The sequence below is a fragment of the Halorussus marinus genome (assembly GCF_004521895.1).
Lineage (GTDB): Archaea > Halobacteriota > Halobacteria > Halobacteriales > Haladaptataceae > Halorussus > Halorussus marinus.
The window spans coordinates 167,928-194,032 of the sequence record NZ_SBIR01000004.1 but is presented as its reverse complement, the minus strand read 5'-3'; the positions used below and the strand labels follow the sequence as shown (position 1 = coordinate 194,032).

Annotated in this window: 30 protein-coding genes; 16 read left to right on the top strand and 14 right to left on the bottom strand. The window is 68.4% G+C overall.

Annotated elements, in window-relative coordinates; genetic code table 11:
• The first annotated feature begins 13 nt into the window (after positions 1–13).
• Together EPL04_RS06780 and EPL04_RS06775 are read left to right on the top strand one after the other, a co-directional pair.
• Positions 14–439: a DUF5796 family protein gene (locus tag EPL04_RS06780; protein WP_134670577.1), complete on the top strand. Its 426-nt coding sequence runs from the start codon at positions 14–16 to the stop codon at positions 437–439.
• On the top strand, positions 436–684 hold the full coding sequence (locus EPL04_RS06775; protein ID WP_134670576.1) for a DUF7508 domain-containing protein: 249 nt from the start codon (positions 436–438) through the stop codon (positions 682–684). Before EPL04_RS06780 ends, EPL04_RS06775 begins: the two co-directional genes overlap by 4 nt.
• Positions 685–755: 71 nt before the next feature.
• Here EPL04_RS06775 and EPL04_RS19310 read toward each other — a convergent pair whose 3' ends face one another.
• Positions 756–890, bottom strand: coding sequence for a DUF7128 family protein (locus tag EPL04_RS19310; protein WP_280177949.1), 135 nt, complete (start codon positions 888–890; stop codon positions 756–758).
• 129 nt (positions 891–1,019) lie between these two features.
• On the opposite strand from EPL04_RS19310, the gene EPL04_RS06770 reads away from it, so the two are divergent.
• The 3 genes from EPL04_RS06770 to EPL04_RS06760 all read left to right on the top strand — a co-directional run bounded on the left by EPL04_RS06770 (position 1,020) and on the right by EPL04_RS06760 (position 4,223).
• Positions 1,020–3,194: a CDC48 family AAA ATPase gene (locus EPL04_RS06770; RefSeq protein WP_134670575.1), complete on the top strand. Its 2,175-nt coding sequence runs from the start codon at positions 1,020–1,022 to the stop codon at positions 3,192–3,194.
• A gap of 43 nt (positions 3,195–3,237) precedes the next feature.
• Positions 3,238–3,819, top strand: coding sequence for a hypothetical protein (locus EPL04_RS06765; protein WP_134670574.1), 582 nt, complete (start codon positions 3,238–3,240; stop codon positions 3,817–3,819).
• A 185-nt stretch (positions 3,820–4,004) separates the two neighbouring features.
• Positions 4,005–4,223, top strand: coding sequence for a hypothetical protein (locus tag EPL04_RS06760; RefSeq protein ID WP_134670573.1), 219 nt, complete (start codon positions 4,005–4,007; stop codon positions 4,221–4,223).
• Positions 4,224–4,306: 83 nt separating this feature from the next.
• On the opposite strand, the gene EPL04_RS06755 is transcribed toward EPL04_RS06760, so the two are convergent.
• Positions 4,307–4,993 (bottom strand): hypothetical protein, encoded by a 687-nt coding sequence (locus tag EPL04_RS06755; protein ID WP_134670572.1) that lies wholly within the window; start codon positions 4,991–4,993, stop codon positions 4,307–4,309.
• Between the two features lie 110 nt (positions 4,994–5,103).
• A complete protein-coding gene (locus EPL04_RS06750; RefSeq protein ID WP_134670571.1) occupies positions 5,104–7,950 on the bottom strand; it encodes a DEAD/DEAH box helicase in 2,847 nt (948 codons plus the stop codon).
• Between the two features lie 107 nt (positions 7,951–8,057).
• Here EPL04_RS06750 and EPL04_RS06745 point away from each other — a divergent pair, with 107 nt between their 5' ends.
• Positions 8,058–8,531 (top strand): DUF6141 family protein, encoded by a 474-nt coding sequence (locus EPL04_RS06745; protein WP_134670570.1) that lies wholly within the window; start codon positions 8,058–8,060, stop codon positions 8,529–8,531.
• Here EPL04_RS06745 and EPL04_RS06740 read toward each other — a convergent pair whose 3' ends face one another.
• The 4 genes from EPL04_RS06740 to EPL04_RS06725 are packed head-to-tail and all read right to left on the bottom strand — an operon-like array spanning position 8,532 to position 13,666.
• Positions 8,532–9,275, bottom strand: a complete 744-nt coding sequence (locus EPL04_RS06740; RefSeq protein WP_134670569.1) for a metallophosphoesterase — start codon at positions 9,273–9,275, stop codon at positions 8,532–8,534. It lies immediately after the preceding gene.
• Positions 9,275–10,993: a hypothetical protein gene (locus EPL04_RS06735; RefSeq protein WP_134670568.1), complete on the bottom strand. Its 1,719-nt coding sequence runs from the start codon at positions 10,991–10,993 to the stop codon at positions 9,275–9,277. The genes EPL04_RS06740 and EPL04_RS06735 overlap by 1 nt, the downstream gene beginning before the upstream one ends.
• The gene (locus tag EPL04_RS06730) at positions 10,990–12,258 is read right to left on the bottom strand and encodes a Single-stranded DNA binding protein (protein WP_134670567.1); all 1,269 of its coding nucleotides are present in this window, start codon (positions 12,256–12,258) and stop codon (positions 10,990–10,992) included. The genes EPL04_RS06735 and EPL04_RS06730 overlap by 4 nt, the downstream gene beginning before the upstream one ends.
• Positions 12,259–12,295: 37 nt before the next feature.
• Positions 12,296–13,666 carry an arylsulfotransferase family protein gene (locus tag EPL04_RS06725; protein ID WP_134670566.1) on the bottom strand — a complete coding sequence of 457 codons (1,371 nt, stop codon included), beginning with the start codon at positions 13,664–13,666 and terminating at the stop codon, positions 12,296–12,298.
• Positions 13,667–13,739: 73 nt separating this feature from the next.
• Here EPL04_RS06725 and EPL04_RS06720 point away from each other — a divergent pair, with 73 nt between their 5' ends.
• Positions 13,740–14,387: a 2,5-diamino-6-(ribosylamino)-4(3H)-pyrimidinone 5'-phosphate reductase gene (locus EPL04_RS06720; RefSeq protein ID WP_134670565.1), complete on the top strand. Its 648-nt coding sequence runs from the start codon at positions 13,740–13,742 to the stop codon at positions 14,385–14,387.
• 28 nt (positions 14,388–14,415) lie between these two features.
• Here the strand turns inward: EPL04_RS06720 and EPL04_RS06715 are convergent, their stop codons facing one another.
• The 3 genes from EPL04_RS06715 to EPL04_RS06705 all read right to left on the bottom strand — a co-directional run bounded on the left by EPL04_RS06715 (position 14,416) and on the right by EPL04_RS06705 (position 16,184).
• Positions 14,416–14,715 (bottom strand): DUF7545 family protein, encoded by a 300-nt coding sequence (locus EPL04_RS06715; protein ID WP_134670564.1) that lies wholly within the window; start codon positions 14,713–14,715, stop codon positions 14,416–14,418.
• A 93-nt stretch (positions 14,716–14,808) separates the two neighbouring features.
• Complete coding sequence (locus tag EPL04_RS06710; RefSeq protein WP_134670563.1) at positions 14,809–15,450, bottom strand: hypothetical protein; 642 nt, start codon at positions 15,448–15,450, stop codon at positions 14,809–14,811.
• A gap of 146 nt (positions 15,451–15,596) precedes the next feature.
• Entirely contained in the window at positions 15,597–16,184 is a 588-nt protein-coding gene (locus EPL04_RS06705; protein WP_134670562.1) for a twin-arginine translocation signal domain-containing protein, read from the bottom strand.
• A 515-nt stretch (positions 16,185–16,699) separates the two neighbouring features.
• Here EPL04_RS06705 and EPL04_RS06700 point away from each other — a divergent pair.
• Positions 16,700–17,647 (top strand): DUF7282 domain-containing protein, encoded by a 948-nt coding sequence (locus tag EPL04_RS06700; protein WP_134670561.1) that lies wholly within the window; start codon positions 16,700–16,702, stop codon positions 17,645–17,647.
• Between the two features lie 4 nt (positions 17,648–17,651).
• On the opposite strand, the gene EPL04_RS06695 is transcribed toward EPL04_RS06700, so the two are convergent.
• Complete coding sequence (locus EPL04_RS06695; protein ID WP_134670560.1) at positions 17,652–18,974, bottom strand: FAD-dependent oxidoreductase; 1,323 nt, start codon at positions 18,972–18,974, stop codon at positions 17,652–17,654.
• 149 nt (positions 18,975–19,123) lie between these two features.
• On the opposite strand from EPL04_RS06695, the gene EPL04_RS06690 reads away from it, so the two are divergent.
• Positions 19,124–19,408: a DUF357 domain-containing protein gene (locus tag EPL04_RS06690; protein ID WP_134670559.1), complete on the top strand. Its 285-nt coding sequence runs from the start codon at positions 19,124–19,126 to the stop codon at positions 19,406–19,408.
• Between the two features lie 73 nt (positions 19,409–19,481).
• Here the strand turns inward: EPL04_RS06690 and EPL04_RS06685 are convergent, their stop codons facing one another.
• Positions 19,482–20,093, bottom strand: a complete 612-nt coding sequence (locus EPL04_RS06685) for a hypothetical protein (protein ID WP_134670558.1) — start codon at positions 20,091–20,093, stop codon at positions 19,482–19,484.
• A 118-nt stretch (positions 20,094–20,211) separates the two neighbouring features.
• Here EPL04_RS06685 and EPL04_RS06680 point away from each other — a divergent pair, with 118 nt between their 5' ends.
• Positions 20,212–20,391 (top strand): DUF7836 family putative zinc-binding protein, encoded by a 180-nt coding sequence (locus EPL04_RS06680; RefSeq protein ID WP_134670557.1) that lies wholly within the window; start codon positions 20,212–20,214, stop codon positions 20,389–20,391.
• Here the strand turns inward: EPL04_RS06680 and EPL04_RS06675 are convergent, their stop codons facing one another.
• The gene (locus EPL04_RS06675; protein WP_134670556.1) at positions 20,392–20,799 is read right to left on the bottom strand and encodes a translation initiation factor IF-2 subunit beta; all 408 of its coding nucleotides are present in this window, start codon (positions 20,797–20,799) and stop codon (positions 20,392–20,394) included. It abuts the gene before it with no gap.
• Between the two features lie 238 nt (positions 20,800–21,037).
• Between EPL04_RS06675 and EPL04_RS06670 the strand changes: the two genes are divergently transcribed.
• Positions 21,038–21,277 carry a UPF0058 family protein gene (locus EPL04_RS06670; protein ID WP_134670555.1) on the top strand — a complete coding sequence of 80 codons (240 nt, stop codon included), beginning with the start codon at positions 21,038–21,040 and terminating at the stop codon, positions 21,275–21,277.
• Positions 21,278–21,485: 208 nt separating this feature from the next.
• Here the strand turns inward: EPL04_RS06670 and EPL04_RS06665 are convergent, their stop codons facing one another.
• Complete coding sequence (locus EPL04_RS06665; RefSeq protein ID WP_134670554.1) at positions 21,486–21,941, bottom strand: DUF555 domain-containing protein; 456 nt, start codon at positions 21,939–21,941, stop codon at positions 21,486–21,488.
• Between the two features lie 87 nt (positions 21,942–22,028).
• On the opposite strand from EPL04_RS06665, the gene EPL04_RS06660 reads away from it, so the two are divergent.
• The 5 genes from EPL04_RS06660 (at position 22,029) to EPL04_RS06640 (ending at position 25,753) form a co-directional block, all read left to right on the top strand.
• A complete protein-coding gene (locus tag EPL04_RS06660) occupies positions 22,029–22,913 on the top strand; it encodes a DNA-3-methyladenine glycosylase family protein (protein ID WP_134670553.1) in 885 nt (294 codons plus the stop codon).
• An 84-nt stretch (positions 22,914–22,997) separates the two neighbouring features.
• Positions 22,998–23,534: a transcription factor E gene (gene tfe / locus EPL04_RS06655; RefSeq protein ID WP_134670552.1), complete on the top strand. Its 537-nt coding sequence runs from the start codon at positions 22,998–23,000 to the stop codon at positions 23,532–23,534.
• On the top strand, positions 23,534–24,250 hold the full coding sequence (locus tag EPL04_RS06650; RefSeq protein WP_134670551.1) for a DUF2110 family protein: 717 nt from the start codon (positions 23,534–23,536) through the stop codon (positions 24,248–24,250). Before tfe ends, EPL04_RS06650 begins: the two co-directional genes overlap by 1 nt.
• The gene (locus EPL04_RS06645) at positions 24,247–25,023 is read left to right on the top strand and encodes a DUF5803 family protein (protein ID WP_134670550.1); all 777 of its coding nucleotides are present in this window, start codon (positions 24,247–24,249) and stop codon (positions 25,021–25,023) included. Before EPL04_RS06650 ends, EPL04_RS06645 begins: the two co-directional genes overlap by 4 nt.
• Positions 25,024–25,060: 37 nt before the next feature.
• Entirely contained in the window at positions 25,061–25,753 is a 693-nt protein-coding gene (locus EPL04_RS06640) for a competence/damage-inducible protein A (protein ID WP_134670549.1), read from the top strand.
• The last annotated feature ends 352 nt before the right edge of the window (positions 25,754–26,105 follow it).

Below are 26,105 nucleotides of genomic sequence, written 5' to 3'. Positions count from 1 at the left end.
CCAATTCCCGGCCATGAGCGCGCGCAACGACGTGGCGCCCGACACGCTCGGCGTCGAGCTGACCGAGGACGGTATCGTCGTCGAGTACACCGACGGCCGGGAGACGTTCTACCACGGGGTGCCGACGAAGGTCGACGGCACGCTCCGGACCCAACCGGGCAAGCTCGTGCAGGTGCTGGTCACCGATCCGACCGAGACCGAGGGCGTGCTGATGTACGTCAACGACCGCAACACCCACGACGAGATCCTCGAAGAGACCGGCGTCGGGCGCGTGATGCTCGACCCCGGCGAGGCGGAGTCGCTGTTCCCCGGCGTCGACGTGCGGATGGACGGCTACGCCATCGAGATCGAGGCCGACCCGGAAGTCGCCCGGGGTCGGGTGTTCGTCTTCGAGGAGGACCAGCTCGGCGAGTCCTCCTACGAGTTCGTCGACGAATGAGCCTCCCGAAACGCTGGCGCGAACTCTCGCGTACGACGGTCGGGTCGGTCCCCGAACGGTACGGCGTGTACGAACTCGGCGACGCCGACGGCGAGGTTCTGTCCGTCGAGTGGGGCGTCCTGCGGGACGAACTCAAGGACGCGCTGGCGTACGCCGACGCCGAACGGGTCCGGTGGGAGGCGTGTGAATCCGAGCGCCACGCGCAGGAACTGGCGGCCGAACACCGCGAACGCGCCGGCCTCTGAGCCGTTCGGAGAGTTGAGCCGTTCGGAGAGTCGAGCCGACCCGGATCGAGTGTGGCGGGTCGGCGCGGCCGTCACTGGATGTACGAGGGGTCCTCGTGGTCGCAGTTTTCTTCGTGCTGCTCGGCGTCGCCCTCGTCGTCGAACATCATGCCGCAACCCTCGCACTTGTACCACGTCATGTCGTCGCGCTCGGTTTCGACCACCATGTTCGATGGTACAGCACACGAAAGTAAATCGTTTGCCCCGAGACGCGGGCCGGTCGCGGTGTCGGTCCGGAGATTCACGTCCCGCCCGACAGGGGAATCCTCAAGGCGGTAGAGCTATCAGAGGTTGACATGAACGCGAAGGGATCGGCCGCGGTCGAACTCACCGTGCAGGGCGCCGAAAAGCGGGACGCCGGCCGGGGGATCGCCCGCATCCCCGAGTCGGCCCGCGCGACGCTGGGGGTCCTGAGCGGCGACACCGTGGTCATCGAAGGCGAGCGCGACACCGTCGTCAAGGTGTGGCCCGCGGGCACCGGCGTCAGGTCCGGCGTCGTCCAGATCGACGGCGAGACCCGGACGAACGCGGGGGTCAGCATCGGCGACGGCGTCACCGTCCGGAAGATCTCGGTCGAGGACGCCGACGCCGTCAGGCTGTCGCCGACCGCGCAGTTCTCGGCCGACGATCGGGAGACCTTAGAGACCGCACTCAAGCGCGCGCTTCGGGACCGCCCCGTCAAGGAGGGCGAGCGCGTCCGACTCGAACGCCTCGGCGACGCCGGCACCTTCCACGTCGCCGCGACCGATCCGGACGGCGTCGTCCGGGTCTCGGCCGAGACGGACGTGTCGGTGTCGCTTGGCGACGATTCGACGCCGACCTCGATCCCGGTTCTGAGCGGCGACGACGACGCGCCCAACGAGCCGACGGGCGCGACCTACGAGGACATCGGGGGCCTCGAAGAGGAGCTCCGGCGGGTCCGCGAGATGGTCGAGCTCCCGCTGTCGAACCCCGCGCTGTTCCGGCGGCTCGGCATCGACGCCCCGAAGGGCGTCTTGCTGTACGGCCCGCCGGGGACCGGCAAGACCATGATCGCGAAGGCGGTCGCCAACGAGGTCAACGCCCACTTCATCACCGTCTCGGGGCCGGAGGTCATGCGCAAGTACAAAGGCGAGAGCGAAGAGCGGATCCGCGACATCTTCCAGGAGGCCCGCGAGGAGGCGCCCACGATCGTCTTCTTCGACGAACTCGACGCCATCGCGAGCGAGCGCGACGAGGAGAGCGACGTCGAGAACCGCGTGGTCGCCCAGCTCCTGTCGCTGATGGACGGGCTCGAATCCCGCGGGCAGGTCATCGTGATCGGCGCGACCAACCGCGTCGACGCAATCGACCCCGCGCTCCGGCGGGGCGGACGGTTCGATCGGGAGATCGAGATCGGGGTCCCCGGCGAGGCGGGGCGTCGCGAGATTCTCGACGTTCACACCCGCGGGATGCCCCTCGCCGACGACGTCGACGTCGACCGGCTCGCGGCCGGCACCCACGGCTTCGTCGGCGCGGACCTCCACGCGCTGGCGACCGAGGCCGCGATGGCCGCGCTCCGGCGGGCCCGGGACGCCGGGGCCGACGACGAGGAGCTGATGGACGTCGAGGTGACCCGACGGGACTTCGAGACCGCGATGGCGTCGGTCGACCCCTCGGCGATGCGGGAGTTCGTCGCCGAGTCGCCCGACACCACCTACGACGACGTCGGCAACCTCGAAACGGCCAAACAGACGCTCACCGAGGCCGTCGAGTGGCCCCTGGCGTACCGCAATCTCTTCGAGGCGACCCGGACCGAGCCGCCGACCGGGATCCTCCTCCACGGCCCGCCGGGGACCGGCAAGACGCTTCTGGCCCGGGCGCTGGCGGGCGAGACCGACGTGAACTTCATCCACGTCGACGGCCCGGAACTGCTCGACCGCTACGTCGGCGAGAGCGAGAAGACGGTCCGGGAGATATTCGACCGCGCCCGGCAGGCCTCCCCCGCCATCGTCTTCTTCGACGAGATCGACTCGATCGCTGGCCAGCGCGGCGCCGGGATGGGCGGCGGCGCGGAGGTCAGCGAGCGGGTGGTCTCCCAGTTGCTCACCGAGATGGACGGCCTCGCGGAGAACCCCAACCTGATCGTGCTCGCGGCGACGAACCGCCGGGACGCGCTCGACTCGGCGCTGTTGCGGCCCGGTCGCCTCGAAGAACACGTCGAGGTCCCGGCGCCCGACGAGACCGGCCGGCGCCAGATCCTCGACGTTCACGCCGGCGACAAGCCGATCGGCGACGACGTGGATCTGGACGAACTCGCGGCCGACCTCGCGGGGTACACCGGCGCGGACCTCGAAGCGGTGGTCAGAGACGCCTCGATGCGGGCGATTCGGGAGGCCGCCGACGCGTGGGGCGTCGAGCAGGCCGACGCGAACGCCCACGAGATCGAGATTCAACACAAGCACTTCGAGGCCGCGATCGAGAAAGTCCGGCCGACGCTGACCGACGAGTGACGCGGTCGCGACCGTTTATGTCGATCGGCGCCCATCTCCGGTCGTGAGCCTCCCCGAAGCGGTCCGACCGCGCCGACCGCACGCGCTCGCGCTCGTGACGGCGCTGTTCCCGGCGCTGTACGTCGTCTACAGGGATGCGAACGGGGCGTGTCCGGCGGACGCCGACTGTCTCGGCGCGACCCACGTCGGCTACGCGCTCGCCGGACTGGCCGGGAGCTACCTCTTTGCCGTGCTCGCCGTCGCCGTCGTCGACGCCGAGTCGCTCGCGGCTGACTCGCCGCTCGCGCGCCTTGCGCTGTTCCCGTCGGACCTGACGCTCGGAGTCCTCGGGGCGATCGTCGCGGGGCTCGGGGCCTACGCGGTCGCGTCGCTCGCCGGGGCGGTTCCGACGGCGGTCGACGCCGCGCTTGCCCCGGTCGGCCTCCTCGTCGGACTCCCGTTCGCCGCGACGGCGGCCGCGCTCGTGCTCGTCGGGAGCGCGGTCTCGGCGACGCCGCCGTTGGCGTTCCGGTACGCCGTCGTCGCGGGATCGCTCGCGCTCACCGGCGGGTGGGTGTTCGCGCTGGCGACCGGGGCCGCGGCGCTCGTCCGGCGAGCCTCCGCGGTCGAGCCGGATCGGGAGTGAGAGCGACGGCTCCGCCCCGCGAAGTCGCGTCCCGGGAGCGAGGGTCTCGGTCATCGCCGCCCATCGGACCGCGCTCGACCGACCGGACGCGCCGGATCGGCTCCGAATGCTCGACTGATCGCGCCGGGGCGCTGAATTCGTGTCTACTCCGTAACGTATATCGGCGCGGTGATCGTCCCGTCAGTATGATTGGTGGGAGGCGGCTCTACGACCGCGTCGACGGGTGGCTAACGGGGCTCTCTCGGGTGCCGTACGCGGTCGTCTTGGGGTCGGCGGCGGGCGTCGGCGTTCTCGGAGTCGGTCTCGTATCGGGCGGTGGGCTTCCGGTGCTTCGGGCCCTCACTATGGCGCTGGTCATGTTCGGGTTAGAGTGCGCGTTCGGAGTTCACCAGACCGACGGCTGATTGTGCCGGCGATCTCTCGCGGCTTTCGGAGCCACGTCGGGGGCGAGGCTCGTAACTCCCGACGACTGACCGGGCGCAGTCCCCTACGGATCTGCGGTCGCTGTTTCCGGTGGTTCGGCGACCGCGACCGTCATCTTCGAGACGCTGTCGCACTTGGTCACCGAGTCGACGCGGTACCACTCGCCGAGGCGTATCTCGGGCAGTGGCGTCGGTTCGGTGTCGGTGGCCGACTCGGTATCACCTGCGGTCGTGGTCTCGCTCGTCTTCTCGGTCGTCGTCGCGTCCTGTAACGCGGCTTCAGTTGCAGTCTCCGGCCCGGCGGTCGTCTCTCCGACGGCGGTCTCCGGCGTAGTCGTCGTCTCAGCGGTGTCGTTCACCGCGGTCGTCTCCGGTGTAGTCGTCGTCTCGCCAGTGGCGGCGATCGCTTCCGGGGGGACCAACAGCCCCTCGTACCCGAGGTCGATGTCGCCTCTGTACGCTCTGACGATGAGCACCCGCAACTCCGAGGGATCGCCGGCGTCGCGACAGCTCGCGGGGACGGACTCGGTCGCGGGGTCGCCCTCCGGGGTACGTAGGGGCGACTGGACCTGAAACCGGTCGCCGGTCTGGAGCCCGTAGCTGAAAGCGTAGCTCGACTCCCCGCCGTCGTTCTGCGTGACCGTCCCGTCCAGCGCGGAGACGCCGCTCGCCGCCAACCCGAGTCCCGCCAGTCCCGCGGCCGCCCCCGCCCGGAGGATATCGCGCCGTCGCGGTGGTTCGCCGTCTGGCATGCGGTCTTCTCCCGCGGGTAGGGAGTTATACCGGCGGGGCTGTTCACACTGTTCACACCAACTGCGACCGCGCAACCGACGTTACACCCGCGAAAGGGGCCGTTTCGGCCTCAGTCCCAGAACGACTGGGTCCGGGCGTACTGACGCTCCTGTGCGAGGATGTCCCGGTAGAAGTCGTCTTCGTCCTCGCGGAGCTTGGCGATGATGCGGGCGGCGTTGCGCGGGCCGACGCCCCGGGCCGCCAGCGCGATGACGGCTCGTTTACCGTGGCTCTGGACCAAATTCGCGGCCTTGTACGCACGCTCGGTCATCTTCTCCTGTTCGTCGTCTTTCTCTCTGGCCCGGACGGCTTTCACGACCTCGTCGGCCCACGGGTTCAGCGCCGCGATGCGGGTCGACCCGCACTTGGGACACTCGGGCTGGTCGCGGACCCGCCGGACCGGCTTCTTGCGCTTCCAGTCGGTGCAGTGGAGACACACCAGGATGACCTCGTCGTCCCGGATGCGCTCTTTGACGGTCTGGATGACGCTCGCATCGGCGTTCTCTGGCGCGAGCAGTTCCCGGCCCGACGACCGGCCGCCGGTCCCGATCGGGGTGTGGCCGCCGGTCGTCACGACCTCGATCTCGCCCGTCCGAATCCGGGCGAGCACCTCGCTCGCGCGCTCGACCGCCAGATCGTCGTGAAACACCTCTCGGACCGCCTCGTCGTACATCGGCGTGTCTTCGAGCGCCCCGAGCAGTCGGGAGACGTTCGGGGTCGACCCCTGCCAGCTCCGGAGCGCGCCGAACTTCGCGGCGACCTGCGAGAGCTTGAACTTCAGCGAGTCGGAGTGTTTGAGGCTGAGCTCGATGATCGCCTCGACGTGGTCGGGATCGGTGTCCTCGAGCACCGCCGCGACCTCCCGGCCCGACACCTTCGACGGCACGTCCAGCTCGATCCGGTAGGGGTCGACCTCCAGGCCGACCGACGAGCCGGTCCGCTGTCCGACCAGCGACGACAGCACCCGCCCGAGCGTCTCGTTGGTCTTGTGGCCCAAGCAGGCGTTCACCACGACGCTTCCGGCGGCGTGTTCGACCACGATGCGGTCGGCAGTCGGCAACGGTGCGTCGGCCTCGGCCTGTCTGTCGAGCTGGTCGAGCGCCTCGCGTGCGGTGTGCTCGTCGGTCGGGTAGCGGTTCGTGAACTCCCGGGCGACCCCCTCGCGGGGTGCCCCGCGCTCGAACTGCGGGCCGGCGACCGCCCGCATCTCGCCCACCTCCCGGGCGACTTCGTAGGGGACGGGGATCTCCTCGCCGACCCACGAGGGGATCTCGCCGCCGGGGTCCTCGATCGGCGAGACCTGCACCGTCTCCTCCTCGTCGTCGATCTCGGAGATGCGCCACATCTCCCCGCGCTGGATGAACACCTCGCCGGGCGCCGCGAAGTTGACGACGAACCGCTCGTCGAGGGTCCCGACCTGCGAGCCGCTGGCGATGTCCTCGACCGCGTAGGTCTGCTCGTCGGGGATCATCGAGAGGTTGGCGTAGAAGTACTGCCACGTCTGGGAGGACTTCTCGATCGTGTCCTCGTCCTCGTCGACCCAGACGAGTCGGTTGCCCTTGAGCTCCCGCAACACCTCCTTGAATCGAGACTCCGGGAGGTCCCGGAACGGGTAGGCCCGCGTCACGATGTCGTAGGCTTTCATCGCCGACAGGTCCCCGAAGTCCATCACGAGCCCGACGACCTGATTGGCGACGGTGTCGAGGCTCCCGTCGTGGATCCGGGCCGGCTCCACGTCGCCGTCTTTCGCCCGGCGGGCGATGGCGAGCGCTTCGAGGGTGTCGTCGGGGCGCTTCGTGACGATGGTGCCCCGCGAGACCTCGTCGCTCCGGTGGCCCGCGCGCCCGACGCGCTGGAGCAGTCGGGCGACCTCCCGCGGGCTGGTATACTGGACGACGTGGTCGATCCGACCCACGTCGATGCCGAGTTCCATCGAGGACGTACAGAGCAGGCCGTCGAGCTCGCCCGCCTTGAACCGGTCTTCGACGTCGATCCGGACTTCTTTCGACAGCGAGCCGTGATGGACGCCCACGTTGGCGTCGAGGGCCTTGAACCGCGAACCGAGCGCCTCGGCGGTCTGGCGGGTGTTGACGAAGATCAGCGTCGAGTCGTGGTCGTCGACGATGTCGAGGATCGCCCGGACGTGGCTGGCGTACTCGACCTCGGTCGCCAGTTCGCCCGCGAGCGTCTCGTCGGCGTCGGTGACCTCGGGCTCGCGGACCTCGAACTCGACTTTGCTCCCCACGTCGACCTCGACGATCTCACACCCCCGGTCGCCGGTCAGAAACCGACCGACCTCCTCGGGGTCGCCGACGGTCGCCGACAGGCCGATCCGCTGGAACTCCCCGGCGAGCTCGACCAGCCGCTCCAGCCCGACGGTGAGCTGGGCGCCTCGCTTCGCGCTCGCGAGCTCGTGGACCTCGTCGACGACGACGTGGTGGACGTCTTCGAGGGCGGCTCGGAGCTTCGAGCCGGTGAGCATCGCCTGCAGGGTCTCGGGGGTCGTCACTAGCACGTCCGGCGGGTCGTTCGCCTGCTTTTGGCGCTGGTAGTCGGTGGTGTCGCCGTGGCGCACGTCGACGTCGAGGTCCAACTCCTCGCCCCACCACTCCAGGCGCTCGCGCATGTCGCGGTTGAGCGCGCGGAGCGGCGTGACGTAGAGCGCCGAGATGCCGAACCGGGGGCCCTTCTCGGCCTGATTCTCCGCGATGGCGTCCAGCACCGGCAACATCGCGGTCTCGGTCTTGCCGGTGCCGGTCGGCGCGACGACGAGGCCGTTCTCGCCCCGGGCCAGCGGCGGGATCGCCCGGCGCTGTGGCTCGGTCGGCGTCGAGAACCCCCGCTCGGAGAGCGCCGCCCGGACCTGATCGCCGAGGTGCGCGAAGGCCCCAAAACCCGCGGCCGACGTCTCAGTCATCGCTTCGGAGTTGGGACGCGAGGGGATTAAGCCCAACGCTAGTCACGGGTGGACGTACCACGATCGGCGGCGACAACTGTCTTTGGGACGCCGGACGAACCCCCCGCATGGGCACCGAAGTCCGATTCCGAGAGGTCCAGCGATTCCGCCGACCGTGGGCCCGGGCGACCCTACTCGCACAGGCGATCCTCGCGCTCGCGGGAGTCGTCCGGGGTCGGCGGTCGGGGCGGGCCGCCCTGAAACGGCTGGTCGGCCTCGGGGCGGTCGCGCTGGTACTCCGATCGGTTCGGCTCTACACCGAGGTACGGCCCGACGGCGTGTACGTCAAGTTCGCGCCGCTCCACCGGACGTTCCGCCGAATCCCGCTCGCGGATATCGAAGACGTGCAGGCGACGGGGTACAGTCCGCTCCGGTACGGCGGCTGGGGTATTCGGTGGCGTCCGCGCGCGTTGGCTTACACCGCCAGCAACGCCAGCGGCGTCCGACTGGAGCGGTCGTCCGGCGGGTCGGTGTTCGTCGGCTCGGATCGCCCCGACGAACTCCTCGCGGCGATCCAGACCGCCACCGACCGGGAGGTCTGATCACACCGTCCGGTACGGGCCGAGTCGCGTCCCGTCGAGCAGGTACGCCTCCGCGCCGGGCGCGGCCGCCGGGAGAAACGGCGAGAGGAACTCCTGGCCCTCGACGTTGACCCACGTCCCGCCCGCGAGGTCGTTGAACGCCGGGAACACGATCAGTTCGGCGTCTCCCGTGGCCCCGCCCTCGCGGTCGGCGAACGCCGCCGGATCGAGTCCGCCCCGGAGCCACGCCCGTTCGACCCGGCTCCCGCCCACCGCGTCCGCTAATCTGACCGCGGGGTGTTCGTGGCCGACGCAGACGGCGCCGCCGCCGAGCACCGCAGGCGCGGGCCATGTGTGGCCGTGCGCGAACCCGACGTCGCCGCGTCTGAGCCCGCCGCCGTCGGTCACCTCGCAGTCGATCCACGACTCGATGTCGCCGTCGTGGTTTCCCTTCACGAGCGTGGCCGCGACCCCGCGGTCGTCGAGTCGTTCGAGTAAGATTTCGACCTCGCCGCGCTCGGCGCCGCCCGGAGCGCCGATGGCGTGCATCAGATCGCCCAGAAAGACCACGCTGTCGGGGTCGGTGCGCTCGACCAGCGAGAGGAGTCGGTCGCGGCGCTCGCCGGCCCGGCTGTCGAGCGAGACGCCCTCCGCGCGGAGCGCCTGCTCGATGCCGGCGTGGAAGTCGGCCACGACCAGCGCGCGCTCGGTCCCGAGGTCGGCGACCGCCGCCGGGCTGTCGGGGACCGGCTCCACGAGCGCCATCAGATCGGCTTGAGCGTGTCCTCGCCCGACTCGTAGCACCGTCCGCCCATCAGCGCGGATTCGAGGGCGTCCTCCACGTCGGCGGGGGTCACGTCGTACTCCTGGACGACCGCCGCCAGCAGGGTCTCGCGGGCGACGCCGTCGCCCTCGTTGCGCTCGCGCATCGTCTCCATCACGACCTCTTCGAGGTTCTCGGGCTCGGCGTCGTCCTCGTCTTCGGCGTCGCTCGCGCCGGCCGCGTCTTCGGCGTCGCCCTCGTCGCTCTCCGCCGCCGGGCTCAGTTCGTCGGGCTCCGCGGCGCCCTCGGCGTCGTCCGGTGCGGGCTCACCGTCTCGGGGCGTTTCGGCGGCGACGTCCTCGCCGGTCGGCTGGGCGGGCTCGCTTTCGTCGGCGTCCGGTGGGGCCTCCTGCTCGGCGTCGGGGGTCTCGATGTCGGCCTCGCCGGGGTCGTCGACCTCCGTCCCCGAGGAGAACTCGAGACCGTACTCCGCTTCGACCTCCTCGCGCTCCTCGTCGTCGAACTCGTACATCTCGTCGCCCGCGCCCGCGGTGCCGATGTCCGGCCCCTCGTCGTCCGGGTCGGGTTCGTCGACCTCGTCGGTCGGGGCGTCGACCTCGTCTTCGACTGTCGGCGGCTCGTCGGTCCCGATTTCGTCCTGAAGGGCCGCGGCGTCGTCGGCGTCCTCGACGCTCGGTTGCTCTCCGTCCGAGCCGGCGTCCCCGACGGTGCTGGTCGGCGCTTCCCCGAGGTCGGGCGTCTCTGTTTCGCTCGTCTCGGTCTCGGCCATTTCGGCCTCACTCGTCTCGGCCTGAGCGGGCTCGGACGCCGGAGTCGTCTCGGTCGCCTCCGGCGCCGTCGCCCCGTCGCCGGCGGGTTCGCCTTCGGCGGCTTCGCTCGGTTCGCCGTCCGCCGACGGCGCCTCTGCCGCCGTGCTCGGCTCGTCGATCGAGTCCGCGTCGGACGGGTCCAGTTCGGCGACCGAGTAGTCGAGATCGAGGTCGGCGTCGCCGCCCTCGTCGGGCGCGAGGTCGAGCGGCCCCACGTCGTCGGCGTCGATGTCGCCGGCGACCACGCGGGCGGCGTCGAGCGAGAGATCGCGGACCGCCGCGAGGTACGTCTCGGCCGTCCCGTAGTGGTCGAGCGCGAGCGGGATCCCCGCCGCGAGGCCGGCGTCGACGCCGGCCGATTCGAGCGACTCGCCGAGCGCGTCGCCGGTCGCGCCCGATTCGAGCGCGTCGGCGACCGTCGAGACCCGTCCGAGCGTCTGCTCGGCGGTCTGGACCACCCATCGGTCGCGGGTGTCGGCGTCGACCGCGTTGATGGATTCGGGTCTGACCGAGGTGAACACCCGATCGCTGTCCTCGGGCTGGAAGGTCCGAGCCTTGCCCGTCACCGCGACGAACATCGGCGGCTCGGCGCCCTCGAGGAACGCCATCTCGTCGGGCTGGTACTGGCCGGCGTAGACGACGAACGCGCCGGTCGGGTCGACGATGCGGGCCCGGAGCACGTCGTCGCTGACCTGCTCGACCTGCGTGAGCACGCCGACCGCGAACAGTCGGTTCACGCGCGCGCCAGTGGGCGTGACGACGTAGTTGGGCGCGCGCTCCTCGTCGCTCTCGGAGTGTTCGAAGTCGGCGTCGTCGAACTCCGCGGCGAAGAGTCGCCACGCGACCTCACGGCGGCCCGCGCCGCCCTGCCCGTTCTCTGGGTCGCTCATTCTGCCACCTCCGCGAGCAGGCGCTCGGCCCGCTCGACCGGCGAGTCCTCGCAGGCCTCGAACTCGGTCACTTCGAGGTTCGCGCCGTAATCGTCGACCGAGAGGTTCCCCCGAACGCGGAACTCCCGACCCACGATCTCCTCGCGGATGTCGTCGGCCACGACCTCCTTGTCCATCGCCTCGCGGGCCTGGGCCTTGGCGTCCTCGACGTCGCCGCCGTACACCTCCTCGGTGCGCTCGGCGTCGAGCACCGCGGTGACCGTGCCCGTGCCGTCGTCGAGGATGGCCTTCACCCGGAGGTCGTCTTGCCCGTCGACGTCGCCGTGGCTCCGGCACTGACCGTTCTGGGTCACCCGGCCACACTCGGGACACCGCTCGATGAGGCCCGAGCCGTCACGGACCGCAACGATGCTACCGAGGATCTCGACGTCGTACGCGCCGCCGGTGTCGACGGCCTCCCGGACCGTCATCCGGGTGCCGGTGTCGCTCACGTCGAGTTCGCGGTCGAGCCCCGCGACCGTCGTGAACTCCGAGAGGTTCACCGACGGGACGCCGCGAAACTCCCTGACGTAGACGTCTTCGAGCCGGAGCTGTGCGCCCTCCGCGACCTCGGGGCGGGCCTCCCAGTCGGTGAACGGGAGCCGCGCGCTCTCGTCGGCGAGCACGCCGCTTTTGATCTCGGTCTCGCCGTCGCGGCCGTCGATGGTCTTGGTCTCCGAGTCGACCGCCGACACGTCGAGGTTGATCCCGCGGTCGCCGGGTTCGAGGTCGGCGAGGTCGGCGTCCCCGCCCACCTCGTAGGGCACCTCGATGTCGTCTTCCATCGCGACGCTCGTGCTCTCGCCGAGGTTGAGTTCGGGGCGGCCCTCCCACTCGCGGACGCCGGCGTTGCCCGCGGTGATGGTGTCGCCCGCAGAAAGCCCGAAGTCCTCCCACGCGGTGTAGGAGATCGTCCCGGTCTCGTCGGCGAGTTCGCCCTCGAAGATGACCTGGGTGTCGCCCTGATACCGAATCGAGCGCTTCCCGACGGTCAACACTTTCGCGGTGACGGTGACGTTGGCGTCGTCGGTCGTCACGTCGGCGACGTCGGCCCGGGCGGGTTCGCTCGATCCCCCGCCGCCGTCGCCGTACTTCCGGCGGAGGCTCTGTTTGGCCTCATCGACCGGGACGCTGTACTCTACGAGGTTCTGCAAGTCGGCTTTGACCTCCTCCTTGTCGACGCCGAGGTCGGAGGCGAGGTCCTCGGCATGGTCGTCGAGACTCATCGTCCACACCTTGCTCGGGGCGGACTAAAAGTGTTCGTCACCGGAACCGAACCGGCCACCGGAGCGACACCGACACCGACGACGCCCGGAGTTCGGCGACCAGCCACGCCAGCGCGGTGACCGCGCCGACGAGCGCCGCCGCGGCGTGGCCGAACCCCATCCACACCGGGAGGACGAACGAGACGCTGTTTATCGCCTTTCGGGGGGTGATCCCGGCGACTTCGAGCGGGTCGTCGCCGATCTCCTCGCGCTCGCGGCTGGTGAGTTCGGCCGCCGAGGCCGCGGGGCCTCCCGCGCTCTCGTCGCCGGTGGCGAGCCGCTCGACGTCGTACGGCGAGTACGTCTCGATCTCCCAGACGATCTCCCCGTCCGGGTCGACTTCGACCACGCGGTGGTTGTTGGTGTCGGCGATCAGGGTGTTGCCGTTTGGGAGCCGGTCGGCGTCGCGGGGCCACAGCATCTCCTCGTCCGACCAGACCCACGACTGCTCCCACGCGCCGTCGGACTCGTCCGACGAGGCTCGCGAACCGTTCGTTCGCTCACCCCCGTCCTCGCGCTGGTACTCGATCACCCGGTCGTTGAGCGAGTCGGCCACGACGACGGCGGGACCGCCCCGCGCCTCCGGGATGTAGTCGGGGTTGTGCTGTTCGTAGAGGACGCCGTACTCGCCGTCGGCGCCGAGCGTCCAGTTGGACTGGAGCCCGGTTTCGGGGTCGACGAACGCCACCAGATCCTGGTTCCGGAGGCTCGTCATGTACCGGCCGTCGGGCAGGCGTTCGACGTCGTTCAGGTGCGACCAGTCGGCGGGGTACTCGCCGCCGCCCGACAGCGGGAAGTCGGTCTGGGCCGACCACTCCCACGTCTTCAGGCCGGTCTCGGTGTCGACGACGTACAGCCCGTCGCGGTGGATGTCCCCGACCAGCAGTTCGTGGTCGCTCAGTCGGTCGACGTCGTGCCAGTTTGCGCCCCGGTCCTGCGGGACGACCCGCGAGTAGCGCCGGGTGACCTCGCCGGTCGTGAGGTTGACCCGCTCGACCAGCGACTGGGTGCACTTGGCGTTGCAGTGCGGGCTGTCGTACGATCGCTCGGCGACGTACTCGACGGTCGCCCGGCCGGCGTCGACCGGGTCCACGTCGAAGTAGCCGTCGTGGGTGTCGTTGCGGTAGACCACCGTCCCGTCGGGGCCGAACGCGGTCAGAGCTGCCGACCCGCCGTCTTGACCGTGGCCGGCGACCACGGTGACGTCCTCGCGGGGCTCGACGACCGGCGTGCGCTCGGCCGGGGCGAGCGAGGCTTGGGTCTCGTACGTCTCGATGGCGGCGTGGGCTGGCCCGGTGGCGTACCCGTGGCCGAGCACGGCGAGACAGACGAGGAGGACCGCGATCGCGGTTGCTCGGAGGCGTCGCATCTATCCCAACGTCCGCGACTGGAAGCATAAAACGACCGAAAGCTGTTTTCGCGGCGGGCGAGTAGCCCCGCGCATGCACGTCGTCGTCAACGCCGCGACGAGCGCCGACGGCAAGCTCTCCTCGCGCCGGCGCGAACAGATCGCCATCTCCGGCCCCGAGGACTTCGACCGGGTCGACGCGCTCCGATCGGACAGCGACGCGGTCGGGGTCGGGGTCGGCACGGTGCTCGCCGACGACCCGAACCTCACCGTCGACGACCCCGACAGCGACCGGGGGGAGTCCGACCAGCCCGCGCGAGTCGTCGCCGACTCGCGGGCCCGGACGCCGACCGACGCGCGGGTGCTCGACGAGCGGGCGAGTACCTACCTCCTCGTCTCGACTGCGGCCCCCGACGAGCGGGTCGCCGCGCTTCGGGAGGCGGGCGCGCACATCGTCACGGCGGGCGACGATCGAGTCGACCTGACCGCGGCGTTCACCCAACTGGAGCGGGCGGGCGTCGAGCGCGTGATGGTCGAGGGCGGCGGCGAACTCATCTTCTCGCTGTTCGAGGCCGAACTGGTCGACGAACTCCGGCTGTTCGTCGGGTCGACGATCATCGGCGGCCGCGAAGCCCCGACGCTGGCCGACGGCGAGGGGTTCGTCGAGTCGTTCCCGGCGCTGTCGCTGACCGGCGTCGAGCGCCTCGACGACGGCGTCCTGTTGGAGTACGTCGTCGACTAACGGGTTCGAAAAACTGTCGGCGTCCGGTTCAGTGGTCGTGGCCGGTCATCTCGCCGAACGTGGTCCCGAACCGCTCCTCGAAGAGGTCCATCGTCGCTTCCTCGTAGGCCTCTACTTCCTCGTCGACCTCGCCCTGCGCGTGGTGGACGACCGCGTGGCCCTGCTGGGCCAGCGAGAGCATCGCGAGGTCCCCAAGCACTTCGGTGCGGGTGTCCTCGCCCTCGCGGAGCATGTCGACGAGGCCGTTCGGGACGGTGAGTTCGTCGGTTTCGCCGTCGGGCGCTTCGATAGTGTACGTCGCGGTCTCGACGTCGTCTGGGTCGGTCATACGCTCACTTTCGCCGGCGGACGTAAAGAAGTGCGGGTACGCGCCCGGCGGCGCGGTCGCGGCCGCGTTCGAACACGACGCCGGCGGGTCGACTCACCCGGAGTCGCCGGTCTCGGTGGCGTTCACGATGACGTCCTGGACCGTCGTGGTCTCTTCGGTCGTGGCGTTCCCGTCGACCGTCGTCGTGGTCCCGTCGGCGGCCGTCGTCTCTGTAGTCGTTTGTTCGGTCGTCGTTTCCGTCGTCGTTTCCTCTGTAGTCGTTTCCGTCGTCGTTTCTTCGGTCGTCGTCTCTGTGGTCGTTTCCGTCGTCGTTTCCTCTGTGGTCGTCTCCGTTTCGGTCTCTGTTTGCTCTGTCTCCTCGGCCTGCTGGGTTTGGTCTTCGGCCTGTGCTCGGTCCCCGCCGCCCGTCTCCAACTGGGCTTCGAGGAGCTGGAGCGTGTCGCTGAAATAAATGGCGCTGGTGGTGAACGAGTAAGTCTGGCCCTGTTCGAGCACGCCCTCGCGCAGGAAGACGAGGTTGTACTCGCCGGGGCTACACCCGGTGTAGTTGACGATGTAGCCGTTCCAGTCGGTCGGGTCGACGACGGCGCCGTCTCCCGCGTCGGGATCGGACGGATCCACGTACCCGAGGATCTGATTGACCGTCGGCTGTTGAACTCTGCTCACCGTCTGGAAGTCGACGTTCGGGACGTAGTCGTCCACGAACACCAGCGCCGTGGTCTGTTGTTGTTGCATGGGTTCACTGACGCGTCGTCTCTCAGGAGGGAACGGTCCGGGGTCGGCTGTCTCACCCCGGCGGTCCCGTTGGCGCGACGAGCGCGGATCGTCCGGTTCGTCGCTCGTGACCGGAGTGGTCACTGTGCGAGTTAGAGGGGGTTTGTCTATCCGCCTCCACCCTCCTCGTTGTCGCCGTCGCCACCGTTCTCACCGCCACCGCCGTCCCCGCCGCCGTCACCGCCGCCGTCACCGCCACCGCCGCCACCCGATTGGATCTGGGATTCGAGCAACTGGACCTCGTTGTCGAAGAAGACGGCGTTCGTAGTGAACGAATAGGTTTCACCTTCGGCGAGCGCGCCCTCGCGCAGGAAGACGAGATTGTAGTTTCCGGGGCCACATCCGGTGTAATTGAAGATGTAGCCGTTCCAGTCGGTCGGGTCGACGACCGCTTGGCTTTGCTGTTGGTTTCCGTCCTCGCCCTGCTGAGACGGGTCGACGTAGCCGAGAATCTGATTGACAGTCGGCTGCTGAACACGGCTCACGGCCTCGAACTCGACGCCGGGTTTGTAGTCGTCGACGAACACCAGTCCGGTGCTCGCCTGCTGGACTCCGTCCTGCTGTTTCAGCGTGTCGCCCGCCACGCTCCCGCTACTAGCGAGTCCGAGTGCGGCCGCGCTCGATGCGAGCGCACCCTTTTTCATAAACGAGCGCCGCGAATCGTCGACGTCCTCTGTCGTATCCTCTCGTGCCATAGTTCTCTCCCCTCACCCCGTCTGGGGCGATTCGTACGTGCCACGGTGAGGTTCATAAAAAACGACGACTGTTCTGACTCGTAACGCCTGTTGGCGCGTTCGGCCGAAGATATTACATCGGCTTTCCAGACTGTATTATTCGTTACCTATCGACACGTCGCCGTTTATAGTCCGAGCCTTCGACCGGCGGAATCACCTTACCGACCCCGCTCTGGCGGAGCTCTGAGTCGACCGAGATCCCGTCGGTCCATGACTGCCTACAAGCGACTCCACCGTCGATTAGGAGCGACCTAACGGAGAGTCGGGATTCCGAAATCAGTCGTCCGAACTCAGTTCTGCGACGGTTTCGACGCCACGACTGGCGACGAAGCTCCCGGTTCCCTCGGCGGTGTCGATGCCCGTCGCTAGTATGACAATTATCCGTTGAACGGTCGGCGGCCTATATTCGCTGGAATCGAGTTGATACACACTCCCATGGATCAGAGGGAACCAAAACACACTGGGGTGGGACAGCGATGGCCGTGAGGAGCCAGATCGGAGCGGTCGCCGTCGCCGTGCTCGTCGTCACTGCGATGGGTGCCGTCGTATCGGCACGGACGGGCGCCGGAGACGCGACTGACGCTCCGGACGTCGCGGACGCTCAGGAGACGACGACTGCGCAGAACGAGACGGCGGTGATGCTCCGGAATCTGAGCGCGCCCGCCGAGGTAGAAGTCGGCTCGGCGTTCACCGTCCGGGCCGATCTGGTGAATCGCGGCGACGCCGAGGACGTCAGGCGGGTCAGATACCGGATCGCGGGCAACGTCATCCAGTCGACGGTCGTCCAGCTCTCGCCGGGCGACGCCGAAACGGTGACGTTCAACGTCACGGACGCCAACACGTCCGGCTTCCCGACGGGGACGTTCACGCAGGGCGTGTTCACCGACGGTGCGAACGTCACGACCAATCTGACGCTCACCGCCCCCGGCGAGACCGCCACGCCGGGCGACGAGGCGACCAACGAGACGACCGCCGAATCGGCCAACGAGACGACCGAGGCGCCACCCGATCAGACGACCACGCAAGCGACGGCCGACGAGACGGCGAGTCTCGACTTCGAGGACCAGACCTCGAACGGGAGCGCGGTCACCGTCCGTTCGGTCGCCGTTCCGGAGGGCGGCTTCGTCGTGATCCACGACAACGGCGTCGTGGAAGGCGACGTGGTAGACAGCATCCTCGGCACGTCGGAGTATCTGGACGCCGGCACGACCGAGAACCTCACCGTCCCGCTCGATCGACCCCTGAACCAGTCTCAGGAGGTCGTCGCGGTGGTGTACCGTGACACGAACGACAACCGCACGTTCGACTTCGTCACGTCGAACCGGACGGCCGACGGCCCGTACACGAAAGTCGACTCGAACGAGGCGGTAAACGGGATCGCCGTGGTCGACGTGACCGACGGCGCGACGAACGAGACGGCCTGACCGCTCAGTCGTCGCCCGCCGCGGCTTCGGCCGCGGGCTCCTCGGCTTCGAGCTCCGCGGTTTCGAGGTAGTCGTCGACGTCGAGCGCGGCTTTCGAGCCCATTCCCGCGGCGGTCACCGCCTGCTGGTAGTGGAAGTCGACCACGTCGCCGGCGCCGAAGAGGCCGGGCACGCCGGTCGCGGTCTGGCCGCCGCCGGTCCCGCCTTCGGTCTGCAGGTAGCCGGCGTCGTCCATCTCGACGCCGGTCCCTTCGAGGTACTCCGTGTTGGGGGTGTGGCCGATGGCGAGGAACACCGCGCCGACGTCGAACTCGATCTCCTCGGTCTCGGGGTCCTCGAGCTTCTGGGAGGGGTAGCCCTCGGGGTTGCGGACGAGCGTCGCGTAGTCGACGCCATCCTCGACCGAGCCGTGGATCTCGGTGACCTCGGTGTTTTTCATGATCTCGATCTCGCCCTCCTCGACTTTCTCCTGGATGCGGTCGATCCAGTAGTCCTCGGCGCGGAACTCCTCGCGCCGGTGGGCGATGTACACCTTCTCGGCGAACTTCGTGAGGAAGTTGGCCTCCTCCATCGCGGCGTCGCCGCCGCCGACCACGAGCATCTCCTCGTCGCGGAAGAACGCGCCGTCGCAGGTCGCGCAGGTCGAGACGCCGTAGCCCATCAGCTCGTCTTCGCCCGGGATGCCCAGCGTCCGGGCGCTGGCGCCCGAGGCCGCGATGAACGCGTCGGCGGTGTAGACGTCGCCGTTGGTCAGTTCGACGCGGAACGGCCGTCGGGAGTCGTCGACCGACTCGATGACGCCGTTGCGGATCTCGGTGCCGAACCGCTCGGCCTGCTCTTTCATCCGGTTGATGAGGTCGGGACCGCTGAGTCCCTCGGGGAATCCGGGGTAGTTCTCGACTTCGGTCGTCAGGGTGAGCTGGCCGCCCGGCTCGTCGCCTTCGAGCACCAGCGGGTCGTTGTTCGACCGCGCGGCGTAGATGGCGGCGCTCAGCCCGGCGATCCCGCTCCCGGCGATGATCAGCCGGCGGTGTTCGACCGCGCCGTCGGCGACGCCGGTCTCGACGCCGAGCTTCTCGTCGAGTTCGCCCGTCTCGTCGAGCGCACTGGTGTCGTCCCAGCCGCCGATCAGTTCGTCGTCGATGAACACTTCCGGCGCGGTCTTGCGGCCGTCGGCGCGCTCGACCATCTCCTCGAACAGTTCGTCGTCGCCGGTCACGTTGTACGTCTCGTACTCGACTCCCTTCTGATCGAAGAGGTCCATCGCTTTCTCGCAGTACGAGCAGTCGTCCTTCGTGTAGATTTCGACCCGCGGGTGTTCGGTCATGGTGCAATATTGACGTGCGGTGGGTATTTAGCTTGTGTTGTGTCGTCGTCTTTCCGGTAGTTCAGACGGGGGTCGCGACCGCCTCGGCCCCCAACGCGGCCGCCACCGCTCTCGAAGGGCTTACGGTTCGGCCGGTCGTGGGTTCGGCCATGGCCGCCGATCTGGGTGAGAAGACCGACCGCTACGAGGGCCTGCTCGCCGAGGCGCTCGACGCCGCCGAGATCGCTCCGCCGCCGGACTCGCCGATGGGCGAGGCCGCGGCGGAGTGTCTGGAGATGGCGAGTTCGTACCTCGAAGACGGTCGTCACTTCCGGACGAACGACGACCTCGTAAACGCCCTCGCGTCTTTTTCGTACGGCCACGCGTGGCTGGACGCGGGCGCTCGGGTCGGACTGTTCGACGTCCCCCGGGACGGCCACCTATTCACGGTGTGACATAGCGCCGAGGTCGCCGTTCCCGGCGACTACAAGAAACCTCGTCAAGCGCGACGGGGCCGGGGCTCGCGCGTCAGCGGCGACTGCCGTAACGTCGGTCGCTGTCCCCGTCGGTTTGGTTCCGTCGGTCGCCGTCGTCGTGCTGGCCGCCCTCCGGGCCGCCCGCGCCCCGCTGGCGTCGACGGCGGCCGTACCGGCGGTCGGACTGCCGGTCGTCGTTCTCCCGGCCGTAGTCGATGGTCCCGCCGGTCTCCCGACTCGTTGGGATGATGTCGTCGCGTGCGCGCTCGCGTTGGCTCGGTCCGTGGCCGCCCTCCTCGACGTACGATCCCCGACCCTGTTTTGGCTCGCCGCCGCGCGAGCGGGCGTCTCCCTGCGGGCGGTGGTCCTCGCGGTCGGCGTTCGACTCTCGGCCTCCAGAAGCGGGGTCGCCGTGTCGGCCCTCGTCGCCGCTGTGGCGCCGGCTTGACTCGCCCGAATGCGGGCTTTGGGACGCGTCGGCGTCGGTTTCACGCCCACCGGCGTACCGGCTCGTGCGGTCCTCGTCGTCGCGCTGGCGTGCCCGTCTGGCCCGGTCGCGGTCGGCGGCGTCGCCGTACCGGTTGGTGTGGCGCGCATCGGATGGGTCTCGGTCGGACCGGTCGTCGGTCTCGTCGCGCCGCTGGTCGTGGTGCGGATTCGCCATGGTGTACTCCTCCAGACAGACTTCCCCGAGCGTTTCCTTAGGCGTGCCGGCCCGGTCGGTCCCGCGGGGTCGTAACCGCGGCAAGTTTTTTCTATCAGCCTCGCACACGTATCCACGTATGAACGAAACGTACGTCCGGCTGCTCTGCCCAGAGTGTGCCAAAGATTGGCAAGAAGGCCCCGGCGAGCTCCCGGCGCCCGAGGAGATGTTTCACTGCCCGAACTGCCACGCGACCCGCCGGACGTCGGAGTTCACTCGCACCGAACGCGACCTCGAAACGCTGAAACAGTTCCAGTAGTCACTCCCCGGTCGCCGACCGGGCGCCACACGCCTCACACCGGAGTAACACCGCTCCCTGTTCGCGTTCGAGCCGCGTGTCCGGTAGTCCACACTCCGAACAGAGGACGAACTCCTCGCTGTACTCGGCGATCGCGTCCTCGATGCGATCCTGTCGAAACTCGCCGGTCAGGCGCGCGCGCCCGCTCTCGTCGATGTGGGCGCTCGTTCCGAGTTCGTCCTGCAGGAACTTCAGGACGTGTTCGCCGTCGCGGTCGAGTCGGTCGAGCGTCTCCTGAAAGTTCTCGTAGACGGTAACGTTGCCCTCTTGGCGGACCTCGGCGTCGGGCACGTCGAAGCGGTCGGAACTCCCCTCGATGTCGGGCGTCGCTTCGAGCGCCCGGTCGAGTTGATCGTCGTAACCCTCCATAGGTGAGTAGACGGTCCGGTCCGGATAAAAGTCTTTCAGATCGTGTGATTTCACCGCCGTTTCTCGGTCAGTAAGGTAGTCTTTCCGCGGAAAACGGACCGAAACGATGTGAACTATTCTCGAAGACGAACGGAACGTTTGGCGGGACGAAACCGGTCGTTTCCCGCGAATTTCACACGTCGTGTTAACGGGACTCAAGATAATACTATAACCCTGCAACTGTTAGCCACGGTTGCTCATGAAGAAGCAGGAGCTCATCCACCTTCACGGCCTGCTTGCGGAGGTCGGGAACTACTACGAAGAAGAGCACAGCACGGAAGTCGATCTCGAAGACTACGAATCTCTTGGCGTACGACCGACGTCTATTCACAAGTCGAAAACCGACCACAAGGCGGCGGTGTTTGCTATGGCAAAGTCCATCACATCGGAGATGAGCGAGGTCGAGAGCGGCGAGAAAGTCGCCGCCAAAGCCGACTGAACGCGCGGACGTACCCTAACCCTCACGATACACCTACCCGCCCAGCCGCGGCTCCCGACAGCCCGGTTAGCTCCGACACCGACGGCCGGAAACTCGCCGACTCAGCAGACGGACCGACGGCTGTCGAAATCGAAATCGAACAGAACGAGTGCAGAGCGCCGTACGCGCCGGTCTCGGCGCGCGAGGCGGTCGTCGCTCGCGACCCCGATTACTCGATGAGGTCCTCGAACTCGGGGAGCACTTCGTCGTCGTCGCTCTCGTCGGCCTCGCTCACGTCGTCTCCGGAGTCGGTCTCGGTCTCGGAGTCGGCGTCGCCCTCGTCGTCGTCTTCGATGACTTCGACTTCGAGGACCGTCAGCGGGATGTTCTCGAGGCGCTGGCCGATCTCCTTCCGGGCGATCCGAGAGGCGTGTTCCTCGCGCTCGACGTTGTACACCGTCATTTCGAGTTCGAGCGCCACGAGGCTCTCGTCGGCCGCGATGAACGCGGGGTCAAGGCCCTCGCCGCAGTGGGGACACGACCGCTCGCCCATGTTTATCTCGACGTAGTTGAGGTCCGGGTTGAGCAACTCGCCGGTCTTCGAGATGGCGATCCGAACCGCCTCGTCGGGCGTTTCGACGTCGTAGACCGGAACCGCCGCTTCGACGACAACTCTGCAGTTCATGCTCGGGTCGAAAGTTGTAGCGCCAACAGTATCAACTTTAGCCACGGAACGAAAGGTTTCCGACGGCCCAGCCCCACGGTTCTCCCGATGGAAACGGGCTCGATACCGCTTTCGGACGTGCCGGGCGGCCTCGACGTACGAACGACCCTCGAGAGCGGCCAGACGTTCCTCTGGCGGCGCGAGGACGGCCGCGCGTACGAGTCGACGACCGCCGAGACAGCGTCGCCGTGGTACTACACGGTGACCGACGGCGAGGTGATCCGGACGCGCCAGCACGCGGGCGAACTCCGGTGGGAAGCGACCACCGACGCCGACGGTCTGCTCGCCGAACGCCTGCGTCTGGACGACGACCTCCCGGCCATCTTCGAGTCGATGCCCGACGACCCCTTGCTGGTCGAGGCCCGCGAGGCCCACGCCGGACTCAGGATCGTCGACGACCCGTTTTTCCCGTGTCTGATCTCGTTCATCTGCTCGGCCCAGATGCGAGTCGAGCGCATCCACTCGATGCAGACCGCGCTGGCCCGGACGTTCGGCGAGTCGATCCGGTTCGACGGCGAGACCTACCACGCGTTCCCGACCCCCGAGCGCCTCGCGGCCGCCACCGAAACTGAGCTCCGAGAGCTGGGGCTTGGCTACCGCGCGCCGTACGTCCAGCGGTCGGCCGAACTGGCCGCGGCGGACGAGCTCTCGGCGGCCGAGGTCCGGGACTTGGACTACGAGGACGCCCGCGAGGCGCTCCAGACGTTCGTCGGCGTCGGCGACAAGGTGGCCGACTGCGTCCTGTTGTTCTCGCTGGGCTTCCTCGAAGCGGTCCCGCTCGACACCTGGATCCAGACCGCCATCGAGGACCACTACCCGGACTGTGACCGCGGGTCGTACGCCGAGACCTCGCGGGCGATCCGGGAGGCGTTCGGCGGCGAGCACGCCGGGTACGCCCAGACGTACGTGTTCCACCACCTGCGGACCCGGTGAGAAGGCCCCGAGTTCGGCGCCGAGACCGCGCCGAATGGTCGGCTCCCGATGGTTTTAAACGGCTGAACGCCCGGGTATACCATAATGGCTTTTGAGGACCTGCTGGAGGACCCGGTAATCCAGAAATATCTTCACGAACTGGTCGGGCCGAAGGGGATGCCGGTCGCCGCCGCGCCGCCGGACGGCGAAGTGACCGACGAGGAGCTCGCCGAGGAGCTCGATCTGGAGCTCAACGACGTTCGGCGCGCGCTGTTCATCCTCTACGAGAACGACCTCGCGACGTACCGCCGACTCCGCGACGAGGACTCCGGGTGGCTGACGTACCTCTGGACGTTCGAGTACGACAACATCCCGGGCAACCTCGAAGAGGAGATGCACCGACTCCTCGATGCGCTCGAACACCGCCAGGAGTACGAGCGCCAACACGAGTTCTACCTGTGTGAGGTCTGTTCGATCCGGTTCGAGTTCGGCGAGGCGATGGACTTTGGCTTCGAGTGTCCCGAGTGTGGCTCGCCGCTGGAGTCGATGGAGAACTCCCGGCTGATCGACTCGATGAACGAGCGGATCGACCGGCTCCGCGAGGAGCTCAACGTCGAACACCTCGAAGAGGCCGAGGCATAATGGTCGTCCTCGCGACCAAGTTGTACGTCCGGGGCGACGCCCGCGAACGCGCGCTCGACGGACTGCGGTCGCTCGTCGACAACGCCGTCGGCGACCTCGACGCCGACTACACCGTCGGGGTCCGCCACGACGACTTCGCGGTCGTGACCGTCGAGGGCGAAGACGCGGTGGTCGCGCGCAACCTCCTCCGCGAGGAGTGGGGCGAGATCACGCCCGACCTCGAACCGGGCGAGACGTACGTCGGGACGCTCGAATCGTGGGACGAAGACGGGTTCGTCCTCGACGCGGGCCAGGACGTGCGGATCCCCGCGAGCGAGCTCGAACTCGGACAGGGGACGCCGATCCAGATCGTCGAGCGGTTCGGGCTGGTCCAGCACATGGCCCTGAAGTTCGTGTACGGCGGTGCGAACACGTCGTCGGACGGCTCCGCTGGCGGAGACGAGGCGGCGGGCGAGCCCAGCCGGCTCGCCGACGCCGAGCGCGACCGCCTCTACGAGTGGACCCGGGGATCGGGCCGGGTCAACGTCAACAGCGCGACCCGCGGCGAGGTTCGGGCGACGGTCAACCGCGCGGGCCACGCCAGAGACATCGTGACCGTCGAACGCCTCGGGCTCCTCGAACAGAGCATCGTCTGCAAGGACGAGACCGACCCGCCGGGCCTGCTCGCGGCCATCGGCGACTACCTGCCGGCGGAGATCCGCTGTCTGATCCCATGAATCGGCGCCTCCTGCTCGGCTTCGTCACCGTGGCGGCCCTCGCGCTCACGGCCGGCTGTACCGGCCTGTTCGGGTCCGGGGAGTTCAGCGACGATCAGCTCTCGCAGGAGGCCGACTACGACTGGGACACGTCGACCGACGTGACCGTCAACGTCACCGGCGACGAGTATCAGGCGATCTACGACCTCTCGAACGGCTCGGAGGTGACCGCCTACCAGTACGAGGCGCTCGGCGGCGAGGCGCCGGTGGAGGTCGCCGCGGTCCAGTTTCGGTACCCCAACGGGACGGTCGTGACCGCCGAGCGCCTCGACGTCGAGCGTCGCGACTCCGCGACGGTTATCCGGACGCCGAGCGACACCGGGAAGCTGGCGTACACCGTCTCTCGGCGCGGCAAGACGTTCACGATGCCGGTCACCGCCGAGGGGTCCTACGAGGTCGTCCTGCCGAAGGGGATGCGGGTCGGCCACTTCTTGCTGAGCAACGTCAGACCGGGCGATTACACCACCGAGAGCCACACCGAGACGTCCGATGGCCGGGTCCACCTCGTCTGGAACGACGTGACCGCCGACACCGTGTCGGTCCGGTACTACCTCGCGCGCGACCTCACCATCTTCACCGCGGTCGTCGGCGGGGCCGTGCTGGTCGCGCTCGTCGGGCTCGCGTACTTCCGGCTCCAGATCCGGGAGCTCGAACGCCAGCGAGAGGATATGGGGCTGAACGTCGACACCGACGACGACGAGTTCGATCAGGGGCCGCCGCCGGGGATGGGGTAACCGCCTCTTTTTGGTCGTCGGGTCACTACGTCTCGCTATGGAGGTAGCTCTCGTCACCGTCGGCGACGAACTGCTGGCGGGCGACACCGTGAACACGAACGCCGCGTGGCTCGGTCGGCGACTGGCCGACCGGGGCGCGAGCGTCGAGCGCGTGGTCGTGGTTCCCGACAGCGTCGGCGAAATCGCACGCGAAGTCAACGAACTCCGGGCGGCGTACGACGCCGTGATCGTCACGGGCGGTCTCGGGCCGACCCACGACGACATGACGATGGAGGCGGTCGCGGCCGCCGTCGGCGTCTCGGTCGAGGAACATCCCGACGCGGTCGAGTGGATCGCCGACAACACCGACTACTCGCGTGCGGACCTCGTGGAGGGGACGACCCACCTCCCGGCCGGATCGCGACTGCTTCCCAACGAGGCAGGGGTCGCGCCGGGGTGTGCGGTCGAGAACGTCTACGTCCTGCCGGGCGTCCCCGACGAGATGGAGGCGATGTTCGAGCGGATCGAAGACGAATTCGCCGGGGCCTATCGCCACGTCGCGGTCGTGGAGGCCGACGAACCCGAGAGCGCGCTGGTCGAACGCCTTGCGACGCTACGGGACCGCTTCGACGTGACCGTGGGGAGCTACCCCGGCGACCACGTTCGGGTCAAACTCCAGAGCACCGACGAGGCCGAACTCGACGCCGCGGCGGCGTGGCTCCGCGAGCGAGTCGAGACGCCTCAGCGATAGAGGTACGCGAGCCACGCGACCGTGATGGCGATTCCGACGACCGAGGCGACGATCCCCGACGCGTTGGCGGGAACCGATCCTGCGAGTGTGAACATGTCCGACGCTACCGGTCCCGCGCTCTTAACCCTTGCCAACCGCGGCGTCCGGCGACGGGGAGACTACGGGCCGTTCGGTCGGTCCGAAACGGACGCTTGAATCGACACTTACCGCCGTAACGGGGACGTACCGTCGTTCACACGTCGACGCCCGAAGCCGATTTTCGGAATCGGACGCGGCCGAAATGCCCCCTTTCCGGGCTGAACTGACGCCAACGGTCTGAGCCGTTTATTTATAAGTCGGGTGAAGCTCGGGT